Origin of the sequence: Mesorhizobium sp. M1328 (assembly GCF_040318075.1) — a bacterium.
GTDB lineage: Bacteria > Pseudomonadota > Alphaproteobacteria > Rhizobiales > Rhizobiaceae > Mesorhizobium.
Genome location: NZ_JAMYLO010000016.1, coordinates 114,391 through 134,957, shown reverse-complemented (window position 1 = coordinate 134,957; position 20,567 = coordinate 114,391). Strand labels below are relative to the sequence as shown.

The following is a 20,567-nucleotide window of genomic DNA, read 5'->3' as shown; positions in this document are numbered from 1 at the left end:
ACCTGCCGGGCCAACATTGCCTGTCTGATGCAGTTGCGCCGTCTCATCGCCGCGCAGCTTTGCCAAATCTCTCCTTAAGCCACCCTTTCGGCAATGCTGGCACGAAATTGCCGTCGCGCCCGGTCATGTCTTCATTGGCGACCAGAGCATTGAGGATTGCTTCCTCCACGCTCTGAACGACGGCGTCGAAGAACGGGTTGATGTCGGCATCCGGTATATAGCCGGCGCTGACCAGCTTGCCGGCCGCGCCGCGCGCGGCATCGGCATTGGCCGTGCTGAAGGCCAGAAAAATATCGCCGGATGAATTGTATCCATAGCCGCCGGTCAGCGCGACGCCGAGCGGCACGCGTTTCGCCAGCCGTTTCATCTGATGCGGCATGAACGGCGCATCGGTGGCCACGATCGCGATGATCGAGCTCTTTTCCGCTCGCGGCGTGTTGTCCCGGATCGCCGGTTCGGCGAGTTCTGCTCCGGCCCTGATGCCACGGATCACGAGGTTTCGCCGTGCACCGAAATTCGACTGGACGAAGCAGCCGATCGTGAAGCGCGCTCCGTTCCAGTCGACGCTGCGCGAGGATGTGCCGGACCCTGCCTTGAAGCCGAAGGTGATCATGCCGGTGCCGCCGCCGACGCTACCCTCTTCGATCGGCCCGGTTTCAGCCGTTTCGAGCGCGGAAAACACGTGCTCGAAGCTCACATGATGGCCGTTGATATCGTTGAGGAAGCCGTCGTAAGTCTCGCCCGCCACCGGCAGCGCCCAGGCGCTGTCGAGCGATTGCGGCAGCACCATCTGCATCCAGCGCAACGTTGCGTCGCGGCTGACGCCGCAGGAATGCGTGTTGGTGATGGTGATGGGAAGGTTGAACGCTCCGAGCTCCTCTATCAGATGCGAGCCGGTCAGTTCGCCATTGCCATTGGCGCTGAACACGCCGGCAAACGCAGGGACGGCCAACTCGTCTCTGGGCCGTGGCAGGATCGCGGTCACGCCGGTGCGTACCGGACCCTTGCCGACGACGAGCGGCCCGTCCCCTGAGATCAGCGTGGTATAGCCGACCGTCACGCCGGGCACATCGGTGATGGCATTGAAGCGGCTTGGCGTGCCATCGAATGGGATCGCGAAGGCGCGGGCGCGCAGTTTGCCCGAGGGCGTCGCAAGATGCGGGTCGGTCATTTTTTCCTCAGAAAAGCGAACCTTGGCCGCCCGGCGCCTTGAGCTTGGCCGCGGGCTTGGCAACCGTCTTCGGCCGCGCCGTGCCACTGATGGCGACTGCATCGGCGGTGCCGTCGGCGAACTCCAGCGAAAGCGCCATCCCCGACACAACTTCTGCCGCGTGCTTGACCACGGCGCCGTCCACATCCTTGACCAGCGCGAAGCCTCGCGCCAGCACGGCCTTGTGCGAGAGCGTCGCCAGCAGCCGGTCGGCCTGCGTCAGTTTTCCACGCAGGCGGTCCAGCCGTCTTGAAATCGCCTGGTCCTGCCGCCGTGTCAGTGCCAGCAGGGCATCGCCTTGCAGTTTCTGCCGTCTGGCGATCGGCGCCGGTGAGAGTCTCGCGGCCGTGCGCGAAAACCGCGCCCGACGCTCGCGCACGATGGCGAAGAATGCCGCTTGCGCACGGGCGAGGTCGCGACGGGTCAGTGTGCGCGCCTCGTTCATGCGCCGCGACAAGGTGGCCGGCGTCAGCCGCTGCCCCAGAAGCCTGCCCCGCTTGCGCTCGACGCTGACCGACAGCGCCCGGCCGAGCCGGCTCGTCGCCTCGTCGAAGCGCCGCCGCGGCAGCGCCAGCAACTGGTCGGGCGAGGGCAGTGCCCGGGCTGCCGCGCGTGCCGCCTGCCGCTTGCGTTCGAAATTGCGCGACAGTGCGGTCTTCAACCGCGCGCCAAGGCCGGCAAGCGTCGCTTCGAGGTCGACCTTGACCGGCACGGCGATCTCGGCGGCGCCTGTCGGCGTCGGCGCCCGCACATCCGCCGCCAGATCGATCAGCGTCCAGTCGGTCTCGTGGCCGACGGCGGAAATCACCGGAATGCCCGATGCGGCGACGGCCCGGGCGAGCGCTTCGTCGTTGAAGCCCCACAGGTCCTCCAGGCTCCCGCCGCCGCGCGCCACGATCAACAGATCGGGCCGCGCGATGGCGCCGTCCCATGGCAGTGCGTTGAAGCCGTTGACGGCAGCAGTCACTTCCGCACCCGCCGTCTCGCCCTGCACCCGCACCGGCCAGACGAGCACGTGCAGCGGAAACCGGTCCTTGATGCGGTGGATGATGTCGCGGATGACGGCGCCTGTCGGCGAGGTGACCACGCCGATGACGCACGGCATGAACGGCAGCCGGCGCTTGCGCGCCGCATCGAACAGGCCTTCAGCCTGCAGCCGGCGCTTGCGCTCTTCCAGCAGCGCCATCAGCGCACCGGCACCGGCCGGCTCGAGATTGTCGATAACGATCTGGTAATTGGATTTTCCGGGATAGGTGGTGAGCCTGCCGGTGGCGATCACCTCCATGCCTTCCTCTGGACGGAATTTCAGCCGGCTCATCGTGGTCTTCCACACCACGGCGTCGAGCCGCGCGCGATCGTCCTTCAGGCAGAAATAGGCATGGCCGGAGGAATGCGGTCCGCGATAGCCGGAAATCTCGCCGCGCACCCGTACATTGCCGAAGACGTCCTCGACCGTACGCTTCAGCGCGCCGGAAATCTCGCTCACCGTATATTCGGTGGCGTTGGTGCGTGATTCGGATGCTGCGTCGCTCATCGGCCGATTGGGGGACGGTTGTTGCCCGCCGTCAAGGCGGCCGTGTTCGATGTACGCCCCAATTGCGCGATCCCTCACCAGCCCGGCAGGATCTGGTTCGGCTTGGTCCGCTTCATCTTGGCGAAGGCGAGGGCGGCGAAATCGAACGTGCCGGTCTCCTCGCCGAGCGGCACGGAAATATTGTCGAGGCTCTCCGAAATGTGGCGCGCGAGCGCATCGACGATCTCCGGCCGCGAGGTCTGGCCGCGCATGATGCCGATACGGCAATCGGGCAGGGCGCCGAAACCGTCGGCCTCGCCCAGCACCCGCATGCCGGGCCGCAGCGCGCATTCCGGCAGCACCGAGATCGCCAGGCCGGAAAGCACCGCCGCGGCGATGACGGTAGCCGAGAAGCTGGTGAACAGGATGCGGTAGTCGCGGTTCTGCTGGTCGAGCACGTCGGCGGCGGCCCGCCGCCAGATGCAGTTCGGCCGGCCGAAGGCCATCGGCAGGATCGGTTGTTCATGCGTCGCATGGTTGGCCGAGGTGACCCACAGCAGCGGTTCGCGGCGCACCACTTCCGACTGGCCGCGCGCGTCGTTGTGCGTCACCAGCGCCAGGTCGAGATTGCCGCGCTTGATGTGTTCGACCAGTCCCGGCGTCGGTTCGCAGATAACGGTCAGTTCGACATGCGGGTTGGAACGGGCAAACCGCGCCATGATCTCTGGCAGGAAGCGATCGGCATAATCGTCCGGCGTGCCGATGCGGATGGTGCCTTCGAGCCGGCGGTCGTCGAAGGCGGCCAGTGTTTCCTTGTTGAGATAGAGCAGCCGCCTTGCGTAGGAGAGCAGTCTGTCGCCTTCCTCGGTCAGCCTGTTGGTGCGGCCGTCTTTTTCGAACAGCGGCTTGCCGATCCGTTCCTCCAGCCGCCGCATCTGCATCGACACCGCAGACTGGGTCCGATGCACCGCTTCCGCCGCGCGGGTAAAGCTGCCGGTGTCGACAATCGAGATGAAGGTCTGCAACTGATCGAGATCGAGCGGCGCTTTCATCGGCCTAATCCATCATTGATGCTGATGCTAAAGATTAGAAACATTCGTTGGATTAATCAATCGCGCCGTGGCAAATTCGCATTGTCCACATGAAGGCATGTGAATCGAAGCCGGAACGGCCGCTGTCGCCAGCGCCCGATCGACCGGTTTCGCCCGTTCGAATGTGAAGGAGACCGACATGGCTACGTTTGATTTCGCTACCGAGACCTCGCGCATCACCTCGCGTCCGGCCGTTGCGACGCGCGTGGCCAATGCCGCTGCCAATGTTTACCGCGCCTGGAAAAACCGCCGCGCCTTTTATCGCCTCGGCGAGATGTCGGATGCCGAGCTCGCCGACATCGGCCTGACCCGCGCCGACCTGCACGTCGCTGTCGGTGTACTCTTTGGCCGCGATCCGACCGAGAGGCTTCGCGTTATCGCGGTCGAGCGCGCCGAAACGATCGAGGATCTTGCCCGCAAGGTGGCCTGATCGCGTGGTTTCGCCGTTCGGGCGCATTGAACCCTTTTGAGGCACGACGCCACCAAGTTACGCAGGCTCCCCACTCCCTGCCGGATCCCCCCGGCCAGCCTGCGCGCTGCCCGGTCCTCCCAGGACCGGGCATTTTTCCTCTGCTTCGTCATCCTTGGGCGTAGCGACGCGAAGCGGAGTGCAGACCCAAGGATCCATGCCGTGACCTCAACCGAGGATGCAGCGGAGCTGAATTTTGCACCGCAACGGCGCTCCCAATTCACGGCATGGATCCTGGGGTCTGCGCCGCGTCGCTTCGCTCCTTGCTCCGCCCTAGGATGACGACGCCGCGTGGGTCAGCGACAAGCCCTACCGCCGGCCCATGCCCTGCTTGAACTGGTCGAAGATCGACTCCATGCCTTTCTGGTAGTCGTCGCGCTGCTGGGCGCCCGTCTCGAACATCTTGCCGAACAGGTCGTCGAACGGATTTCTCGGCCTGCCGCTCGGATTGGCCTGCGGCTGCGGCGCCTGGGGCTGCTGGGGCGCCTGACGCGGCTGCGGCTGCGGTTGTTGTGCGCCACCGCCGAACATGTCCTGCAGCACTTTGCCGAGCGGATTGTCACCATAGGGGTTCTGTGTCTGCTGCGGCTGGTTTTGCGGCTGCTGTGCGCCGCCGCCGAACATATCCTGCAGCACCTTGCCGAGCGGATTGTCACCATAAGGGTTCTGTGTCTGCCGAGGCTGGTTCTGCGGCTGTTGCGCACCGCCGAACATGTCCTGCAACACCTTGCCGAGCGGGTTGTCGCCGTAAGGGCTCTGCGTCTGTTGCGGCGCCTGGCTGCCGCCGCCCGCCTGCCGCATCATCTGCTCGATGAGCTCGCCGAGCGGATTGCCGCCACCGCCTGCCGCATGCATCTGCCCGCCTAGCTGGTTGGTGGTCTGCTTGAACAATCCGCCCATCATCATCGAGGCGATTGCCGGCAGCATCTGCTGCAGGACCTGCTGGCTGACGCCGCTCGCCTGCGCGGCCTGGCTGGCGACTGCGCGCGACAGGTCCTTCGAGCCGAACAAATGCCCCAGAATGCCGTTGCCTTCATCGAGGCCCTGCGGCGAGAAGGCCCGGCTTGCATCCTCGAAATATTTGGCATGCTGCCCGCTGGCCATCGCCGTCATGAAGGAGCCGAGTCCATAAGGGTCCGCCGTGTTGCGCTTCAGCCCCTGCGAAAAGGCCGGCAGCAGCGCCGCGACCGCCGCCTGCGTCTGCTGCTGCGAAAGCCCGAACTGCTGGGCCAGCGCCTGCATGCCGTTGCCGTTCTGGGCCTGCGCCAGAATATCGAACAAGGAAGGCATTGTTTTCTCCTCCGGGAAAATCCTCGTTGGAGAAGAAGCCTAGTTCGTTTCCATCACTGATTGAAGCAAATTTGCCGGACCATCGGCCAAGCGGATAGCGAAGCGTTAATACGCGTATTCCATGAACACCGGCTCGATCGAGCCGCCCCAGCGTGTGTGGTAGGCCGAGAGCATCTCTTCGGCGCTGGTGGTGCCGCGCGCGACGACCTCGTCGAGCGTGTTGAGGAACGAGGTCTCGTCGTAGCCGTCGCGGTTCTTGCGGCCGCGGTTCTTCAGTCCCATGCGCGAGATGATGAGCACGTCGCGGGCGATCTCGCGCAACGTCGTGTTGCGGAAGGGCGCCGAAATGCCCTGTTCCGGCACTGCGTTGCGCATTGCCAGCACTTCGTCATAGCTCCAGCTCGAAGTCAGCGCCTCGGCCGCGTCGAGCGCCGCCGCGTCATAGAGCAGCCCGACCCAGAAGGCCGGCAGCGCGCAGATACGCCGCCACGGCCCGCCATCGGCGCCGCGCATTTCGAGAAAGCGCTTCAGCCGCACGTCCGGAAACAGCGTCGACAGATGGTTCGCCCAGTCGCCCATCGTCGGCAGCCCGTCCGGCAATTCGTTGCGGGCAGCACCTGCCATGAACTGGCGGAAGGTGACGTGCGTCATGTCGTGGTACTGGCCGTCGCGGATGACGAAATACATCGGCACGTCGAGCGCCCATTCGACATAATCGGCAAAGCCGAAATCGGGCGAGAAGCAGAAGTCGAGCAGGCCGGAGCGCTGATTGTCGGTGTCGCGCCAGATCTCGCCGCGCCAGCTCTGCAAGCCGTTCGGCCGGCTTTCGGTGAAGGGCGAGTTGGCAAACAGCGCCGTCGACAGTGGCTGCAGCTTCAGCGACACCTGCATCTTGCGGCGCATGTCGGCCTCGCTCTCGAAGTCGAGGTTCACCTGGATCGTGCAGGTCCGGTACATCATGTCGAGGCCTTTGGTGCCGACCTTGGGCATGTAGCGGGTCATGATCTCGTAGCGCGATTTCGGCATCTTCGGCGTCTCGGCCAGCGACCATTTCGGGCTGCCACCAAGGCCGAGAAAACGAATGCCCATCGGTTCGGCGATCTCGCGCACCTGCGCCAGATGCGCATTGCCTTCGCGGCAGGTCTGGTGGATCGTCTCCAGCGGCGCGCCGGACAGCTCGAACTGGCCGCCTGGCTCCAGCGAGATCGCGCCCTGGCCGGTCGGCTCGACCAGGCCGATGATGCGGCCGGCATCCATGATCGGGTCCCAGCCGAGTTTGTTCTGCATGCCTTCGAGGATGGCGCGGATGCCGCGCTCGCCGCCATAGGGCACCGGCGCATTGCCGTCGACATAGAATGGGAATTTCTCGTGCTCGGTGCCGATCCGCCATTTGTCGCGCGGCTTGTTGCCTTCGGCCAGGTGTTCGACAAGTTCGTCGACGCCTTCTATCGGCCGGAAATCGGTAGTATCGCGCGCCATAATAGCCCTCCGCACATGACCCCGAAAACCGGCTTCGATTTTCGGAAAGGATCAGGTGCCCAATCAATATGCTACAGCGTCCTTTGCGCGCCCGAAAGGACGCGCGCCCACCGCCGGCGCTAGATGGACGAAATGTCAGTAGCCGATCAAGCGAAAAATCCTGAGCCAGAGGGTAACTGGAATTGATCACCAATCGCCGATTGTCGCCTGGATCAGCGCCAGTGCCGCCACCGCCGCCGTATCCGCCCTCAGGATGCGCGGCCCGAGCGGAATGGCGGTAACGAAGGGCTGGGCTCTCAACATCCTGCGTTCCTCGTCGGAAAAGCCGCCCTCCGGCCCGACCAGCAGACCGAGCTTGTTCTCCCGCACCGCCTGCAATGCGGGCAGGGGATTATTGGTCGATGCGTCCTCATCGCAGAAGATCAGCCGCCGCTCTCGGTCCCAGTTGCTGAGCAGGCGCTCGAATTTTTCCGCCTCGCGCAGCTCCGGCACCGCCAATATGCCGCATTGTTCGGCCGCCTCGACGACATTGGCGCGCAGGCGCTCGATGCCGGGTTTTGCCACTTGCGTATGCTGGGTGATGACCGGCTGCAGGATGCCGGCGCCCATCTCCACCGCCTTTTGCACGAGGTAGTCGAGCCGTCCTTGCTTCAGCGGCGCGAAGCAATAGATGAGATCGGGCAGCCGCGGCTGCGGCCGCTGCAGCTCCAGCACCTTCAGGCGTACAGCTTTCTTCGACTTCGTGGCGATCGCCGCCGACCATTCGCCGTCGCGACCGTTGAAGACCAGAAGCTCGGCGCCTTCGCCGAGCCGCAGCACATGCGAGAGATAATGGCTCTGCTGCGGGCCGATGTCGAACTCGGTATCCGGTCCAAGCCCGTCTGGCACGAACAGCCGCTGCATCTTGTAATTGGCGCGCATCGTCGAGGAATGGTCGAGGCTGTCCCCGGCGTCAAGTCTCCGCTGTGGCGTGCCAGACAGGTTTGTAGCCCTGCCTTAGCACCGAAACAGTTGTCGCCGGCGTGAGCAGGCGGATTGGACTGTCGGTAAAACCGCCGAATCCCACCGGTTCGCCATAGCCGCCGAAACTCCAGGGCAGCGCGGCGCCGTCAAACAGGGCGTACGCCCTGTTTCCCGACGAGATCATCGTGCCGTCCGGCAAGTCCGCAAGCGCCTCCGGTTTCAGTCTCGGCGCCGGTCCGCCCGATGCCAGGCGCTCCTTGTGCAGGCGCTTGTCGAGTTGCGGCGGGCGTGGCTCGGCAATGCCGAAGGCGTCGCCGAAGCGCTGGACAAAATCCCTGGCCCGCTCGCGCCGGCAGAAGAAGCAGGGCCGGTGCCCGGCGGCAAGTGCCGTCACCTCGTCGAGGAAAAACAGCTCGGTCCAGCCGGCCTTGCCGCCAGCCCGGTTGCGCCCCATCGGCTCGCGCCGCACGTCGCCGTATTCGCAGACGCAGATGATCCAGGCTTGCAGCGCCCAGCGCTTCTTCAACAGCGTTCTGGTCTCGGGGTCGTGAATGATGCCGCGATTGCCCATGAACAGGCCGCGCTCCGGCACGGCATGGATGGCGCCGAACGGATCGACCCGGTTTTGTAGTGGCATAGGCATTCCCTGTTGGCTGCAATGCTGGCGCCATGATATCGCTCGCTGCATCATTTCATGTCAGCAGGTTTCGATGCGGGTCTTGGTTGTCCAGAACTTCGACAATGAGGGCCTTGGTCAGATCGGCGCGGCGCTTGTCGAGGCGGGCGCCGATATCGACCTGCGCCGGCCCTATCGCGGCGACGCGCTGCCGCAAGATAGCGGCGAGCATCACGCCATGGTGGTGCTCGGCGGCGCCCAGAATGCGCTGGACGACGAGCTCTGCCCTTATTTCCCGGGTCTGCTCGATCTGACGCGCGACTTTGGCGAGAGGGATCGCTCGGTGCTCGGCATCTGCCTTGGCAGCCAGTTGGTAGCGCGCGCCTTTGGCGGCGAGAACCAGATACGCGGTGCCTCGGAATTCGGCTGGCACGAGGTCGCGCTTACCGCGGCGGCGCAGGCCGATCCGGTGCTCGCCGCCTTGCCTGAAAAATTCCCGATCTTCCAATGGCACGACGACACCTTTGTCTTGCCCGAGACTGCCGTGCGGCTGGCCGGCAACGCCGTCGCCGCGAACCAGGCGTTCCGCATCGGCCGCGCCGTCTACGGCTTCCAGTTCCATTTCGAGGCCGATCGGCCGATGGTTCGCGACTGGAGCACGTCCTTCGCGCCGCTGATCGCCGAGCGGCATCCTGAATGGGCGGGCCGGCTCGACGATGAAATGGCCCGCAACGGACCGCAAGCCGATGCCGCCGGCCTGGCCATCGCCCGCGCCTGGGTGGCGATGATCGGTAGCTTCTCAGTTTGAAACTGCGTCGCCCGTCCACTCCCATGTGACAGGAGCCCAAGGTTGGGCGGCAGCCCAGTTCTTCACGTCATCGATCGAAAGATGCTCCCCAGAAAAGAAGGGAGTGCATGCGTACAGAAAGCCGTCCTTTGTCTCTGGGATTGGAATGCTCTCGTCGTACTCGCCTGTGAGTTCCCCGTCTTCAGCAAAACGAGAAGACGAGTCGCGAGCAGGAAAGGCGTAGATCTCGACGCGATAAGGGATCAGGCCGTCGTAGTACCACGTACCTCTCGCGACGATCTTAAGCTCACTCATTCGAAAGGCGCGCTTTTTGTAGGGGCACGTGGGCCGGGCTTCGACGCAACGGCGCCATCATCTCAGACCTGAGACAATACCCGGCGATCTGACGGCTGTCAGCGCCGACGTTGCATATTTGGCACGCGGCGGCAAATCCGCCGGGGAAAACGCGTTTCATCCTTGGCCTGTGTCTGTCCGCCAGCCTAAAAGGCGCCCGCTCTGCATCTTGCGTGCAACCGCGATGAACCTTTCCTGTGACCCGCGCGACACACCGCCGATACAGAACATGCCTAGAAGCGCGAAACCGTCAGACATTTGCGACGTGTTTTGCGTTTCAACGCATTGGTAACCCGCTCGTGCATAGATGCAGGAAGCTCAACAAGAGATGACGTCCGTGAAAGCAGCCTTTTTGTCCTTTGTCATGTTGTCGGCTATCGTCTTGTGCGGCCTCGGCATTTATTCCGCCGACGCGGCCAACGACCACAATGCCGTCGACGGCTACGGCGTCACCGCCGCGCTTCGCTAGGCTCCACGCCGCAGCCTCGGCTGAATATCAACAACCTCCCTAAGCCGGCTCACCCGTGACTGTCAGGATATGCTTGTCCGCGCCGTCCACCACGAGCGCGGTGAGGTTGCCCGACTGCCAGGCGAGTGTGTCGACATTGACGCGGTTGCCGGTGATCTCGGCCTTGGGCACCGGCGTATGGCCGTGCACCACGATCTTCGGATGAAGACCGGTGTGATCGTGGAAGACCTCGCGGATCCAGATCAGGTCTTGCCGGCTCTGGCTTGCCAGCGCAACGCCGGGCCGGATGCCGGCATGGCAGAAGAAGAAGTCGCCGAATGTCACTGAAAAGGTCAGCGAGCGCAGGAATTCGACATGGTTCTGCGGCACCGCCTCGACCAGTGCGGCGTGCCCTTGCCGCAGTGCCGCATCGGCGCGGCCAAACCAGGCGCTGCCCCCACCGAGTGACACGCCATAGGATAGCGCCGTCTGGATGCCGCCATAGCGCATGAACAGCCCGTCCGGGTCGGGGACATCGAGAAAATCGAGGAAGCCGAGATCATGATTTCCGGCCAGCATCAGGTGACGCGGATCGCGTCTTTGCGCGTCGATCAGGAAATCGATGACGCCCCTGGAGTCCGGGCCCCGGTCGACATAGTCGCCGAGATGGATCACGCGCCAATCGACCGACGGCCTTTGACTGAGCTCCGCCTCGATCCGCCGGTGCATGGCGGTCAGCAGGTCGGGCCGGCCGTGCACATCCCCGATCGCGTAAAGGCGCATGCCTTGCGGTCCGCGCGCCTCGTAGAAACTGATGCCGGGCTCCGTCAATGCCTGCGTCGCCTCCGTGATCATGCCGTCACGGGACTTTAGCGCCGAAGCTGATCCTTGCCCATGTCGGTGACCACGCGCTTTCCGCACAGTGCCAGCGTTATGTCCATCTCCTTGCGGATGATTTCCAACGTCTTGGTAACCCCTTCCTTGCCGAGTGCGCCGAGGCCGTACAGGAAAGGCCGGCCGATATAGGTGCCCTTGGCGCCGAGGCACAGCGCCTTCAGCACGTCCTGGCCGGAGCGGATGCCGCCGTCCATATGCACCTCGATCGTGTCGCCGACGGCGTCGGCGATCTCTTCGAGTGCCATGATCGACGACGAGGCGCCGTCGAGCTGGCGGCCGCCATGGTTGGATACGATGATCGCGTCGGCACCCGTTCTGGCCGCCATCAGCGCATCTTCCTTGTCGAGAATGCCTTTCAGGATCAGCTTGCCGCCCCAGCGCTCCTTGATCCAGGCGACATCCTTCCACGACAGATGCGGATCGAACTGCTCCTTCGTCCACGACGACAGCGAGGCGAGGTCGCCGACGCCCTTGGCATGGCCGACGATGTTGCGGAAGCTCCGTCGCTTTGTCCCGGCCATGCCGACACACCAGCGCGGCCTTGTTGCCATCTGCCAGATGTGCTTCGGCGTCATTCGCGGCGGCGCCGAAAGCCCGTTGCGGATATCCTTGTGGCGCTGACCGAGGATCTGCAGGTCGAGCGTCAGCACCAGCGCCGAACATTTCGCCGCTTTTGCGCGGTCGATCAAATCGAAGACGAAGTCCTTGTCGCGCAGCACATAGAGCTGGAACCAGAACGGCTTCCTGGTCACCGACGCGACATCCTCGATCGAGCAGATGCTCATTGTCGACAGCGTGAACGGCACACCGAATTCTTCCGCCGCCTGCGCCGCCAGCATCTCGCCGTCCGGATGCTGCATGCCGGTCATGCCGGTCGGCGCCAGCGCCACCGGCATCGTCACCTTCTCGCCGATCATGGTCGATTCCAGCGAGCGGTTGTCCATGTCGACAAGCACGCGCTGGCGGAACTTGATCTTCTGGAAATCCTCTTCGTTGGCGCGGTAGGTGCTTTCGGTCCAGGCGCCGGAATCGGCGTAGTCGAAGAACATCTTCGGCACGCGGCGGCGCGCCAGGTCCTTGAGGTCGGCGATGGTGAGAATGCTGCTCATGGATCCTTTTCCGCTGGTTCTTCGCTGGTTCGTCGTTGAATTTTCTGGGCGGTGCCTACCGCTGTTTTCTTGCCGCCTCGCCGTCACCGGGCTCGGAGCGCTGCCTGAGTCTCAGCCGCGACACGCGCTGCCAGTCGCCGCTGCGCTCGGCCTCGGCCATCGACCGTTCGACATAGGAAATGTGGTCCATCGCCGCCTGCCGCGCCGCGGCCGGATCGCCGGCCTTGACCGCCGTGTAGATTGCCCGGTGCTGCGAAAGCAGCGCCTCGCGCGCGCCCGGTACGCTGAACACCAGCCGCCGGTTCTGGAACACGCCTTCCGACAGCAGCCGATAACAGGAGCGCAGCGTGTGCAGCAGGATGATGTTGTGCGCGCATTCGCAGATCGCGTGATGGAACTCGACGTCGATTTCCGCCTCGTCGTCGAAATTGCCGGTCCGGTGCGCCTCGTCCATGCGCGCCATGATGCGGTCGAGCAGCGCCAGATCGTCCGATGTGGCGCGCCGCGCCGCATACTCCGCCGCCACCGCCTCGATCTCGCGGCGGTACTCCAGATAGTCGGTCACCGCCTTGCGATGCATGGAGATCAGGTCGGTCACCGGCTTGGTGAACAGCTGGCCGATGACGTCGGCGACATGGGTGCCGCCGCCTGGCCGTGTCGTCAACAGCCCGCGCCCTTCCAGCGCTTTCAAGGCATCGCGCAGGATCGGCCGCGACACCTCGAACTGGCGCGCCAGCTCGCGCTCGCCCGGCAGCCGGTCGCCGGTGCGCAGGACGCCTTCGAGGATCAGGCTCTCGATCTGCTGCACAACCTCGTCGGCGGTGCGCGAATGCTCGATCCGGGAGAAAATGTCGCTCAAACGGAATGCCTGGGGGTTGAACCGATGTCGCGCACGATAAAGCCAGCGTCGCCAACTGGTCAAATTATTTATCCAATTCGCCCCGGAGCCGGGTCGGTTTCACAGCCGCGGGTTTATATCACCTTCAGCTAAACTGGCTGTTTGCGTCCTCTGGAGATTGCCTCTAGAGCAATTCCAGGAATAGTGTGAAACGGTTTTCCGTCCGGAATTGCGCAGAATAAAAGAGATAGAGCGGTTCGGCGTTTCCGTGAAACGATGAACCGCTCTAGAGGGACATCATTGCCAAAGGGCTCAGAGAAGCCTGGGGGACCAGCCGTGCCAGACGCCGACCCGTCCAAGCTCGAATTCCAGCTGCGCGCCAAAGCCGTGGGCGGCAGCGTCATGGGCTTTCCGGCGCATGAAGGTCGGCCGGGCGCGCTTGGCGAGGTCCACGCCCGGCCGCACCCGCTGGTCGAAAAGCCGCGCGTGCTGGTGCAACTTTCCTTCATGACCGAAGCTGGATCCGGCGTCGATCAGGCCGTGCTTTCCGAATTGTCGCGACGCCTCGGCATCGCCGCGCCCGACCCTCACGCCCGCCACCACGCGATGAAATGGGGCAAAGGCTCGCTGCGCTGGGAACGGCACACGGAGTTCTCGACCTATCTCTGGGAAGGGCCGCTCGCCGAAAACGGCAGGGGGCAAGAAGACACACCGTTCGGCAACGGGTTTTCGCCGCCGGGCACGGTGATTTCCGGCATCAGGCTGGAAATCCGCAAATGGACGCCGGCGAACGAAAAACTGATCGCCGGCTTCGACCCGACCAGCCTGTGCTACTCGCTGGTCGAGCGCGGCAACGCAGCCATCGTCACCGATTTCCGTCAGGATGGCGACGGCTTGACCCGCATGCTTGTGCTCGACCGCGGCCTGACGCCGGCGCGCACCGGGGCACTGTCGCAGCGGCTGATAGACATCGAGACCTACCGCACGCTGGCCATGCTCGGCCTGCCGCTGGCGCTGACGCTGTCCGGTCGCGCCCGCCGCATCGAGGACAGGCTGGCCCAGACCACGCTGGAAATGAAGGTCGCCGAGACCCGGGACAGCCAGACGCTACTTGCCGACTTGACCGAACTGGCCGCCGAGCTGGAGGCCGATGCCGCCTCCAGCCTCTACCGCTTCGGCGCCAGCCGCGCCTATGACGGCATCGTCCGCGAACGGCTGGAGGCGCTCGAGGAAGAGGCGGTGCCCGGCTACGACACCTGGGGTGGTTTTCTGCAGCGCCGCGTCGCGCCGGCGATGCGTACCTGCCGTTCGGTCGAGGAGCGTCAGGCCAACCTGTCGACGAAGCTCACCCGTGCCACCACGCTGCTGCGCACCTGGGTCGACGTCGAGGTCGAGAAGCAGAACCGCGATCTTTTGGCATCGATGAACAATCGCGCCCGCCTGCAATTGCGTCTGCAGCAGACGGTGGAGGGGCTCTCGGTCGCCGCCGTTTCCTATTATGTCGTCGGCCTCATCGGCTACGTCGCCAAGGGCGCCTCGATCTTCGGCCATGCCTTCGCGCCGGAAATGGTCACCGCCGCCTCGGTGCCGCTCGCCGTCGTGCTCGTCTGGTGGGGCGTGCGCCGTGTCCGCCGCATGCACTCCGAACCCGGCAAGCAGCCGGGCGAGTAGTGTGGGGCGCAGCGGCAGATTGCCGCTGCGGAAGGCTGTCCCGGCCATAGGCCTCTCATCCCGGCCAAAGCGGCATTTGCAACCGACCGCCGTCGCTGGTAAAAGATTTTTACCAGTCGATCGAAGGAGGCTGTCGATGTCCGGCCTTGCCATGCCGAAACCAGACGACGCCACGATGCGCCGGCGCGACGAGATCGTCGCCGATATGCGCATCATCGTGCCGGGCGAGGGCGTCGTCGACGCCGCCAATGCAATGCGCGCCTTCGAGAGCGATGGGCTCACTGCCTACCGGCAATTGCCGCTGGTCGTCGTACTGCCGCAAACCGTGGCGCAGGTCTCGCGCGTGCTGAAATATTGCAGCGACCGCAACATCCGCGTCGTGCCGCGCGGCTCCGGCACCTCGCTCTCCGGCGGTGCGCTGCCGCTCGAAGACGCGGTGCTGCTGGTCATGAGCCGCTTCAACCGCATCCTCGAGATCGATTTTCAGAACCGCGTCGTCGTCGCCCAGCCCGGCGTCACCAATCTCGGCATCACCACCGCCGTCGAGCAGGAGGGCTTTTACTACGCCCCCGATCCATCCTCCCAGATCGCCTGCTCGATCGGCGGCAATGTCGCGGAAAATTCCGGCGGCGTGCACTGCCTGAAATACGGTCTCACCGCCAATAATGTGCTCGGCATCGAGATGGTGCTGATGAATGGCGAGGTGGTGCGCCTCGGCGGTAGCCATCTCGACGCGGAAGGCTACGACCTGCTCGGCGTCATGACCGGCTCCGAAGGATTGCTCGGCGTCGTCACCGAGGTCACCGTGCGCATCCTGAAGAAGCCGGAGACGGCGCGTGCCCTGCTGGTCGGCTTCCCGACCAGCGAGCAGGCCGGCCAGTGCGTCGCCGACATTATCGGCGCCGGCATCATCCCCGGCGGCATGGAGATGATGGATCGCCCGGCCATCCACGCCGCCGAGGATTTCGTCCAGGCCGGCTATCCCCTGGATGTAGAGGCGCTGCTGATCGTCGAACTGGATGGGCCGGGTGTCGAGGTCGACCATCTGATCGGCCTGGTCGAAGCCATTGCCTTTAGGAACGGCTCGACCACATGCCGCACGTCGCAGTCGGAACAGGAGCGGCTGAGCTTCTGGGCCGGCCGCAAGGCAGCCTTCCCGGCGGTCGGCCGCATCTCGCCCGACTACTACTGCATGGACGGCACCATACCGCGCAAAGAACTGCCGCGCGTGCTCGCCGGCATGCGCGAACTGTCGGAGAAATACGGGCTCGGCGTCGCCAATGTCTTCCACGCCGGCGACGGCAATCTGCATCCGCTGATCCTTTATGACGCCAATGTGCCGGGCGAACTCGACAAGGCGGAGAGTTTCGGCGCCGACATATTGCGGCTCTGCGTCAAGGTCGGCGGCGTGCTGACCGGCGAGCACGGGGTCGGCGTCGAGAAGCGCGACCTGATGCCGGAAATGTTCAACCAGATCGACCTCGACCAGCAGATGCGCGTCAAATGCGCCTTCGACCCCAACCATCTGCTCAACCCGGGCAAGGTATTTCCGCAGCTGAGGCGATGCGCCGAACTCGGGCGGATGCATGTGCATCGCGGGCAACTGGCGTTCCCGGACATTCCGAGGTTTTGAGGGGTATGTTGGCGCTTGAACACCCCCCTCTGTCCTGCCGGACATCTCCCCCTCAAGGGGGGAGATTGGATGTCACTTCGGCTTTCGCCAATCTTCAAAAAAGAGCTCCGTCCGCAAGGCTGCCAATCTCCCCCCTAGAGGGGGAGATGTCCGGCAGGACAGAGGGGGGCGCGAAGGAACGCGGCGTATCGCCATGACCACCTTCACCCCCTCCACCGCGGCGGAAACCCTCTCCACCATCGCTTGGGCAGCCGCGGAAGACTCGCCGCTCGAAATCCTCGGCCACGGCTCCAAGCGCGGCATCGGCCGCCCGCAGCAAACCGAACATACGCTCGACCTCTCCAAACTCTTGGGCGTCACGCTCTATGAGCCGGCCGAGCTGGTGCTGTCGGCGAAGGCCGGCACGCCGCTGGCCGAGATCGCAAGCCTGCTTGCCGAAAACGGCCAGCAGTTGGCCTTCGAACCGATGGACTATGGCCCGCTGCTCGGCGGCGAACCGGGGAACGGCACCATCGGCGGTGTGCTGGCGGCGAACCTTTCCGGGCCGCGCCGGCTGAAGGCCGGGGCTGCGCGCGACCATATCCTCGGCATAGCGGCCGTTTCCGGGCGCGGCGAGGCCTTCAAGTCGGGCGGTCGCGTGGTCAAGAATGTCACCGGCTATGATCTGTCCAAGCTGATGGCCAACAGCTGGGGCACGCTGGCGGTGCTCACCGACGTCACCTTCAAGGTGCTGCCTTCAGCCGAGACAGAGGCCACGCTCGCAATCCGCGGCCTGCTCGACGATCATGCCGCCGCCGCCATGGCGCTGGCGCTGGGCACGAGCGCGGAAGTGTCGAGTGCGGCCCATCTTCCCGAACGGGTCGCCGCGCGCGTCGCCGGTGGCAGTCTCGGCACAGATGCGGCGACGCTGCTGCGCATCGAGGGTTTCGGCCCATCGGTCGCCTACCGCATCGCCGCGCTGAAAGACCTGCTGAAAAACGCCGGGCCGCTGCAGGAGATTTCCGGTTCGGTCTCGTATTCGGTCTGGCGCGATATCCGCGACTGCGCGCCGTTCGCCGACGGCAGCGAAAGGCCGGTGTGGCGCGTCTCGATGGCGCCGTCGCAGGGCCACCGTATGGTGCTGGCGCTGCGCATGCAGGCCGCGGTCGATGCCCTCTACGATTGGCAGGGCGGGCTGATCTGGCTGCGCATGCAGCAGGACGATCCCGAGGCCGGCCTGTTGCGCGGCTTGATCAAAAAACATGGCGGCGGCCATGCGACGCTGGTGCGTGCCGCCCCTGCGCACCGCGCTGCGATACCGGTGTTCGAACCGCAAGCGCCGCAACTGGCAGCACTGTCGGCGCGGCTGAAGGCCGAATTCGACCCGAAGAACATCCTCAATCCCGGGCGTATGGCGCCGGGCGCAGGCTCTGCTACTCTCGCCCCGGCAACCGAGGGAGAAGCACAATGAGCGATCCAGGTCAAAACGGTACCTCACGCCAGACCGACCGCTGGCTGGAGCCCGGTCCGACCAATGCGCTGGTCATCTACATCCTCTATCTCGCCGGCCTCGCCATCGGCGTCAGCGGCATTGTCGGCATCGTCCTGGCCTATATCAATCGCGGCAAGGCCGGCGGCTTCGTCGAGAGCCATTACACATTCCTGATCCGCACCTTCTGGATCGGCCTGCTCTATGCACTGATCTCGGCGTTGCTGATGATCGTGGTCGTCGGCGTCGTGCTGATGGTCGCCGTTGCCGTCTGGTTCATCGCCCGCTGCATTCTCGGCCTGCAAGCGCTGCAGCGCGGCGAGCCGGTCAAGAACCCGGAAAGCTGGTTCCTCGGGCTATGAGCATGATCCCAAAAAGTGGGTACCGGTTTTTGGAAAAGATCATGCTCAAACGGTAAGGATTCGTTTACGTGCAGACCTCCTTTTCGCTTGCCCAGCTCGCCGATCCGCATGTCGCGGAATCGGAGAAGATCCTGCGCAAATGCGTGCATTGCGGCTTCTGCACCGCCACCTGCCCGACATATGTGACGCTCGGCAACGAGCTGGATTCGCCACGTGGGCGGATCTACCTGATCAAGGACATGCTGGAAAACGGCCGTCCCGCAGACAAGGAGATCGTCAGCCATATCGACCGCTGCCTGTCCTGCCTTGCCTGCATGACCACCTGCCCGTCGGGCGTCAACTACATGCATCTGGTCGACCACGCCCGCGCCCATATCGAGGAGACCTACAAGCGTCCGCTGGCCGATCGCCTGACACGCGCCATGCTGGCCTTCGTGCTGCCCTATCCCTCGCGTTTCCGCGCCGCGCTCAAGCTGGCGAAGCTCGGCCAGCCACTCGCCGGCCTGTTTGAGAAAATCCAGGCATTGAGGCCTCTGGGCGCCATGCTCAGGCTCGCACCGGCGTCGGTCCCGGCAGTCTCGCCGATGGCCTCGCCGGGCGTCCATGCCGGGCAGGGCGCGAAGAAAAATGGCCGCGTCGCCATCCTCACCGGCTGCGCGCAATCCGTGCTCGATCCTGGCATCAACGAAACTGCGATTTCGCTGCTGACCCGGCTTGGCGTCGAGGTCGTGGTGCCCCAGGGCGAGGGCTGCTGCGGCGCGCTGGTGCATCACATGGGACGCGAGGACGCTGCCTTGGCCTCCGCCCGGCGGAACGTCGACGCCTGGACGCGCGCGATCGAGCAAGGCGGGCTCGACGCGATAATCATTACTGCCTCCGGGTGCGGCACCACCATCAAGGATTACGGCTTCATGCTGCGCCTCGATCCGGCCTATGTCGACAAGGCGGCGCGCGTCTCGGCGCTGGCCAAGGACATCACCGAATATCTGGCAAGCCTCGACCTGCCGGAGCCGGTGCGGAAGCCGGGCACCGTTGTCGCCTATCACTCGGCCTGCTCGATGCAGCACGGCCAGAAGATCACCCGCCAGCCGAAGGAGCTTCTGGCCAGAGCCGGCTTCGTCGTGCGCGAGCCGCGCGAGGGGCATCTCTGCTGCGGTTCGGCCGGCACCTACAATATCCTGCAGCCCGGGATTTCGGCGATGCTGCGCGACCGCAAGGTCAGGAATATCGAAGCGACCGGTGCTGAAATCGTCGCCACCGGCAATATCGGCTGCATCACCCAGATCGCCTCCGCCGCCAAGCTGCCGGTGGTGCATACGATAAAGCTGCTCGACTGGGCCTATGGTGGGCCGAAGCCCGAAGGCGTTCGCGAAGAGAGGGCAGTTGTCACGGCCAAGTGATCCGCCAGTCGCCTACTCCGCCGCCAGCCGGTCCGCCGTGCCGTAGGTCGCCTGGTAGCGGGCGCGCTGGCGGCTGAGCGCCACCATCGTGTTGCGCAGCAGGATCGCCACGGTGATCGGGCCGACGCCGCCCGGCACCGGCGTGATCCACGACGCGACATGCCTGACGCTCTCGGCATCGACGTCGCCGACGATGCGGCTTTCGCCGTCCGGCCCGATCTCCGAATTGATGCCGATGTCGATTACGGCGGCGCCCGGCTTGACCATGTCGGCCTTGATCAGCCGCGGCTTGCCGACGGCGACGAACAGCGCGTCGGCGCGGCGTGCGTGTGCCGCCACCGAACGCGTCATGTGGTGACAGACGGTCACCGTCGCGCCTTCGCTCATCAGCAGGAAGGCGATCGGCTTGCCGACGATCTCGGAGTGGCCGACGACCACCACTTCGAGCCCCTTGAGGTCGAGCCCGGTTTCCCTGAGCAGTTCGACCGAAGCGGCGGCGGTGCAGGGCGCCAGGTCGAGCTGGTTGTAGACGATGTTGCCGATCGAGGCCGGATGCATGCCCTCGACGTCCTTGAGCGGATGCACCGCCGCCTGCAGGGTCTTGATCGGAATGTGCACCGGCACCGGCCGCTGGATGATGATACCGGTGACGCGCGGGTCGGCGTTCAGGCCGTGGATCGCCGCTTCCAGTTCGCCGGCGGTGATGTCGGCGCGAAAGCGCCTTTCCTCGAAGCCGATGCCGGCCAACCCGGCCTTGGCGCGCTGGTTGCGAACATAGACGTCGACCGCCGCGGTATCGCCGACGGTGATCGACACCAGCTTGGGCGGAAAGCCTTCGGCTGTGGCGATCGTCGCGTCCTCGCGCACGCCGGCGATGATGCGTTGGGCAACCGGGCCGCCCTTGAGATAGCGGCTGTCATCGGAAAGGGACATCGAGATGGGGCCTTTATCTGGATTTTAGCCGCCACA

At 64.7% G+C, this 20,567-nt stretch carries 20 protein-coding genes; 8 read left to right on the top strand and 12 right to left on the bottom strand.

Going from position 1 to position 20,567, the window contains the following annotated elements:
- Positions 1–43: 43 nt before the first annotated feature.
- The 3 genes from NKH23_RS24615 to NKH23_RS24605 all read right to left on the bottom strand — a co-directional run bounded on the left by NKH23_RS24615 (position 44) and on the right by NKH23_RS24605 (position 3,775).
- Positions 44–1,171 (bottom strand): DmpA family aminopeptidase, encoded by a 1,128-nt coding sequence (locus NKH23_RS24615; protein WP_352715468.1) that lies wholly within the window; start codon positions 1,169–1,171, stop codon positions 44–46.
- 7 nt (positions 1,172–1,178) lie between these two features.
- Complete coding sequence (gene xseA / locus NKH23_RS24610) at positions 1,179–2,744, bottom strand: exodeoxyribonuclease VII large subunit (protein WP_352715465.1); 1,566 nt, start codon at positions 2,742–2,744, stop codon at positions 1,179–1,181.
- Between the two features lie 74 nt (positions 2,745–2,818).
- The gene (locus NKH23_RS24605; RefSeq protein WP_023716458.1) at positions 2,819–3,775 is read right to left on the bottom strand and encodes a LysR substrate-binding domain-containing protein; all 957 of its coding nucleotides are present in this window, start codon (positions 3,773–3,775) and stop codon (positions 2,819–2,821) included.
- 178 nt (positions 3,776–3,953) lie between these two features.
- On the opposite strand from NKH23_RS24605, the gene NKH23_RS24600 reads away from it, so the two are divergent.
- Positions 3,954–4,244 carry a DUF1127 domain-containing protein gene (locus NKH23_RS24600; protein ID WP_353015868.1) on the top strand — a complete coding sequence of 97 codons (291 nt, stop codon included), beginning with the start codon at positions 3,954–3,956 and terminating at the stop codon, positions 4,242–4,244.
- Positions 4,245–4,592: 348 nt separating this feature from the next.
- Here NKH23_RS24600 and NKH23_RS24595 read toward each other — a convergent pair whose 3' ends face one another.
- The 4 genes from NKH23_RS24595 to NKH23_RS24580 all read right to left on the bottom strand — a co-directional run bounded on the left by NKH23_RS24595 (position 4,593) and on the right by NKH23_RS24580 (position 8,652).
- A complete protein-coding gene (locus tag NKH23_RS24595; RefSeq protein WP_353015870.1) occupies positions 4,593–5,573 on the bottom strand; it encodes a DUF937 domain-containing protein in 981 nt (326 codons plus the stop codon).
- 105 nt (positions 5,574–5,678) lie between these two features.
- Complete coding sequence (locus tag NKH23_RS24590; protein ID WP_352715458.1) at positions 5,679–7,052, bottom strand: glutamate--cysteine ligase; 1,374 nt, start codon at positions 7,050–7,052, stop codon at positions 5,679–5,681.
- A 186-nt stretch (positions 7,053–7,238) separates the two neighbouring features.
- The gene (locus NKH23_RS24585; protein ID WP_352715455.1) at positions 7,239–7,973 is read right to left on the bottom strand and encodes a 16S rRNA (uracil(1498)-N(3))-methyltransferase; all 735 of its coding nucleotides are present in this window, start codon (positions 7,971–7,973) and stop codon (positions 7,239–7,241) included.
- A 31-nt stretch (positions 7,974–8,004) separates the two neighbouring features.
- Positions 8,005–8,652: a hypothetical protein gene (locus tag NKH23_RS24580; protein WP_353015872.1), complete on the bottom strand. Its 648-nt coding sequence runs from the start codon at positions 8,650–8,652 to the stop codon at positions 8,005–8,007.
- A gap of 73 nt (positions 8,653–8,725) precedes the next feature.
- Between NKH23_RS24580 and NKH23_RS24575 the strand changes: the two genes are divergently transcribed.
- Positions 8,726–9,439, top strand: coding sequence for a type 1 glutamine amidotransferase (locus NKH23_RS24575; RefSeq protein WP_353024921.1), 714 nt, complete (start codon positions 8,726–8,728; stop codon positions 9,437–9,439).
- Here NKH23_RS24575 and NKH23_RS24570 read toward each other — a convergent pair.
- Positions 9,431–9,733 (bottom strand): hypothetical protein, encoded by a 303-nt coding sequence (locus tag NKH23_RS24570; protein WP_352715450.1) that lies wholly within the window; start codon positions 9,731–9,733, stop codon positions 9,431–9,433. The genes NKH23_RS24575 and NKH23_RS24570 overlap by 9 nt on opposite strands.
- Before the next feature lie 367 nt (positions 9,734–10,100).
- On the opposite strand from NKH23_RS24570, the gene NKH23_RS24565 reads away from it, so the two are divergent.
- A complete protein-coding gene (locus tag NKH23_RS24565) occupies positions 10,101–10,241 on the top strand; it encodes a hypothetical protein (protein WP_292664785.1) in 141 nt (46 codons plus the stop codon).
- Between the two features lie 39 nt (positions 10,242–10,280).
- Here NKH23_RS24565 and NKH23_RS24560 read toward each other — a convergent pair whose 3' ends face one another.
- The 3 genes from NKH23_RS24560 to NKH23_RS24550 are packed head-to-tail and all read right to left on the bottom strand — an operon-like array spanning position 10,281 to position 13,085.
- Entirely contained in the window at positions 10,281–11,051 is a 771-nt protein-coding gene (locus NKH23_RS24560; RefSeq protein WP_353024941.1) for a metallophosphoesterase, read from the bottom strand.
- A 38-nt stretch (positions 11,052–11,089) separates the two neighbouring features.
- On the bottom strand, positions 11,090–12,226 hold the full coding sequence (locus NKH23_RS24555) for an alpha-hydroxy acid oxidase (RefSeq protein ID WP_353015874.1): 1,137 nt from the start codon (positions 12,224–12,226) through the stop codon (positions 11,090–11,092).
- A gap of 55 nt (positions 12,227–12,281) precedes the next feature.
- Positions 12,282–13,085: a FadR/GntR family transcriptional regulator gene (locus NKH23_RS24550; RefSeq protein ID WP_353015877.1), complete on the bottom strand. Its 804-nt coding sequence runs from the start codon at positions 13,083–13,085 to the stop codon at positions 12,282–12,284.
- A 315-nt stretch (positions 13,086–13,400) separates the two neighbouring features.
- On the opposite strand from NKH23_RS24550, the gene NKH23_RS24545 reads away from it, so the two are divergent.
- From NKH23_RS24545 to glcF, 5 genes are all read left to right on the top strand, one after another.
- On the top strand, positions 13,401–14,735 hold the full coding sequence (locus NKH23_RS24545; RefSeq protein WP_353015878.1) for a DUF3422 family protein: 1,335 nt from the start codon (positions 13,401–13,403) through the stop codon (positions 14,733–14,735).
- Between the two features lie 136 nt (positions 14,736–14,871).
- Positions 14,872–16,368, top strand: coding sequence for an FAD-linked oxidase C-terminal domain-containing protein (locus NKH23_RS24540; RefSeq protein WP_353015880.1), 1,497 nt, complete (start codon positions 14,872–14,874; stop codon positions 16,366–16,368).
- A 193-nt stretch (positions 16,369–16,561) separates the two neighbouring features.
- Positions 16,562–17,818 (top strand): FAD-binding protein, encoded by a 1,257-nt coding sequence (locus NKH23_RS24535; protein ID WP_353015882.1) that lies wholly within the window; start codon positions 16,562–16,564, stop codon positions 17,816–17,818.
- Positions 17,815–18,198, top strand: a complete 384-nt coding sequence (locus NKH23_RS24530; protein WP_353015884.1) for a DUF4870 family protein — start codon at positions 17,815–17,817, stop codon at positions 18,196–18,198. Before NKH23_RS24535 ends, NKH23_RS24530 begins: the two co-directional genes overlap by 4 nt.
- A gap of 68 nt (positions 18,199–18,266) precedes the next feature.
- Positions 18,267–19,598 (top strand): glycolate oxidase subunit GlcF, encoded by a 1,332-nt coding sequence (gene glcF, locus NKH23_RS24525; RefSeq protein ID WP_353024916.1) that lies wholly within the window; start codon positions 18,267–18,269, stop codon positions 19,596–19,598.
- Positions 19,599–19,610: 12 nt separating this feature from the next.
- Here the strand turns inward: glcF and NKH23_RS24520 are convergent, their stop codons facing one another.
- Entirely contained in the window at positions 19,611–20,531 is a 921-nt protein-coding gene (locus NKH23_RS24520) for a bifunctional 5,10-methylenetetrahydrofolate dehydrogenase/5,10-methenyltetrahydrofolate cyclohydrolase (protein ID WP_353024914.1), read from the bottom strand.
- Positions 20,532–20,567 lie beyond the last annotated feature (36 nt).

Bases quoted from the DNA above. Each gene is read 5' to 3' on its own strand.
- NKH23_RS24605 (WP_023716458.1), bottom strand. From the start codon at position 3,775: ATGAAAGCGCCGCTCGATCTCGATCAGTTGCAGACCTTCATCTCGATT.
- NKH23_RS24555 (WP_353015874.1), bottom strand. From the start codon at position 12,226: ATGAGCAGCATTCTCACCATCGCCGACCTCAAGGACCTGGCGCGCCGC.
- NKH23_RS24580 (WP_353015872.1), bottom strand. From the start codon at position 8,652: ATGCCACTACAAAACCGGGTCGATCCGTTCGGCGCCATCCATGCCGTG.
- NKH23_RS24595 (WP_353015870.1), bottom strand. From the start codon at position 5,573: ATGCCTTCCTTGTTCGATATTCTGGCGCAGGCCCAGAACGGCAACGGC.
- NKH23_RS24575 (WP_353024921.1), top strand. From the start codon at position 8,726: ATGCGGGTCTTGGTTGTCCAGAACTTCGACAATGAGGGCCTTGGTCAG.
- NKH23_RS24570 (WP_352715450.1), bottom strand. From the start codon at position 9,733: ATGAGTGAGCTTAAGATCGTCGCGAGAGGTACGTGGTACTACGACGGC.
- NKH23_RS24540 (WP_353015880.1), top strand. From the start codon at position 14,872: ATGTCCGGCCTTGCCATGCCGAAACCAGACGACGCCACGATGCGCCGG.
- NKH23_RS24535 (WP_353015882.1), top strand. From the start codon at position 16,562: ATGACCACCTTCACCCCCTCCACCGCGGCGGAAACCCTCTCCACCATC.
- NKH23_RS24565 (WP_292664785.1), top strand. From the start codon at position 10,101: ATGACGTCCGTGAAAGCAGCCTTTTTGTCCTTTGTCATGTTGTCGGCT.
- xseA (WP_352715465.1), bottom strand. From the start codon at position 2,744: ATGAGCGACGCAGCATCCGAATCACGCACCAACGCCACCGAATATACG.
- NKH23_RS24590 (WP_352715458.1), bottom strand. From the start codon at position 7,052: ATGGCGCGCGATACTACCGATTTCCGGCCGATAGAAGGCGTCGACGAA.
- NKH23_RS24530 (WP_353015884.1), top strand. From the start codon at position 17,815: ATGAGCGATCCAGGTCAAAACGGTACCTCACGCCAGACCGACCGCTGG.
- NKH23_RS24600 (WP_353015868.1), top strand. From the start codon at position 3,954: ATGGCTACGTTTGATTTCGCTACCGAGACCTCGCGCATCACCTCGCGT.
- NKH23_RS24520 (WP_353024914.1), bottom strand. From the start codon at position 20,531: ATGTCCCTTTCCGATGACAGCCGCTATCTCAAGGGCGGCCCGGTTGCC.
- NKH23_RS24585 (WP_352715455.1), bottom strand. From the start codon at position 7,973: ATGCGCGCCAATTACAAGATGCAGCGGCTGTTCGTGCCAGACGGGCTT.
- NKH23_RS24615 (WP_352715468.1), bottom strand. From the start codon at position 1,171: ATGACCGACCCGCATCTTGCGACGCCCTCGGGCAAACTGCGCGCCCGC.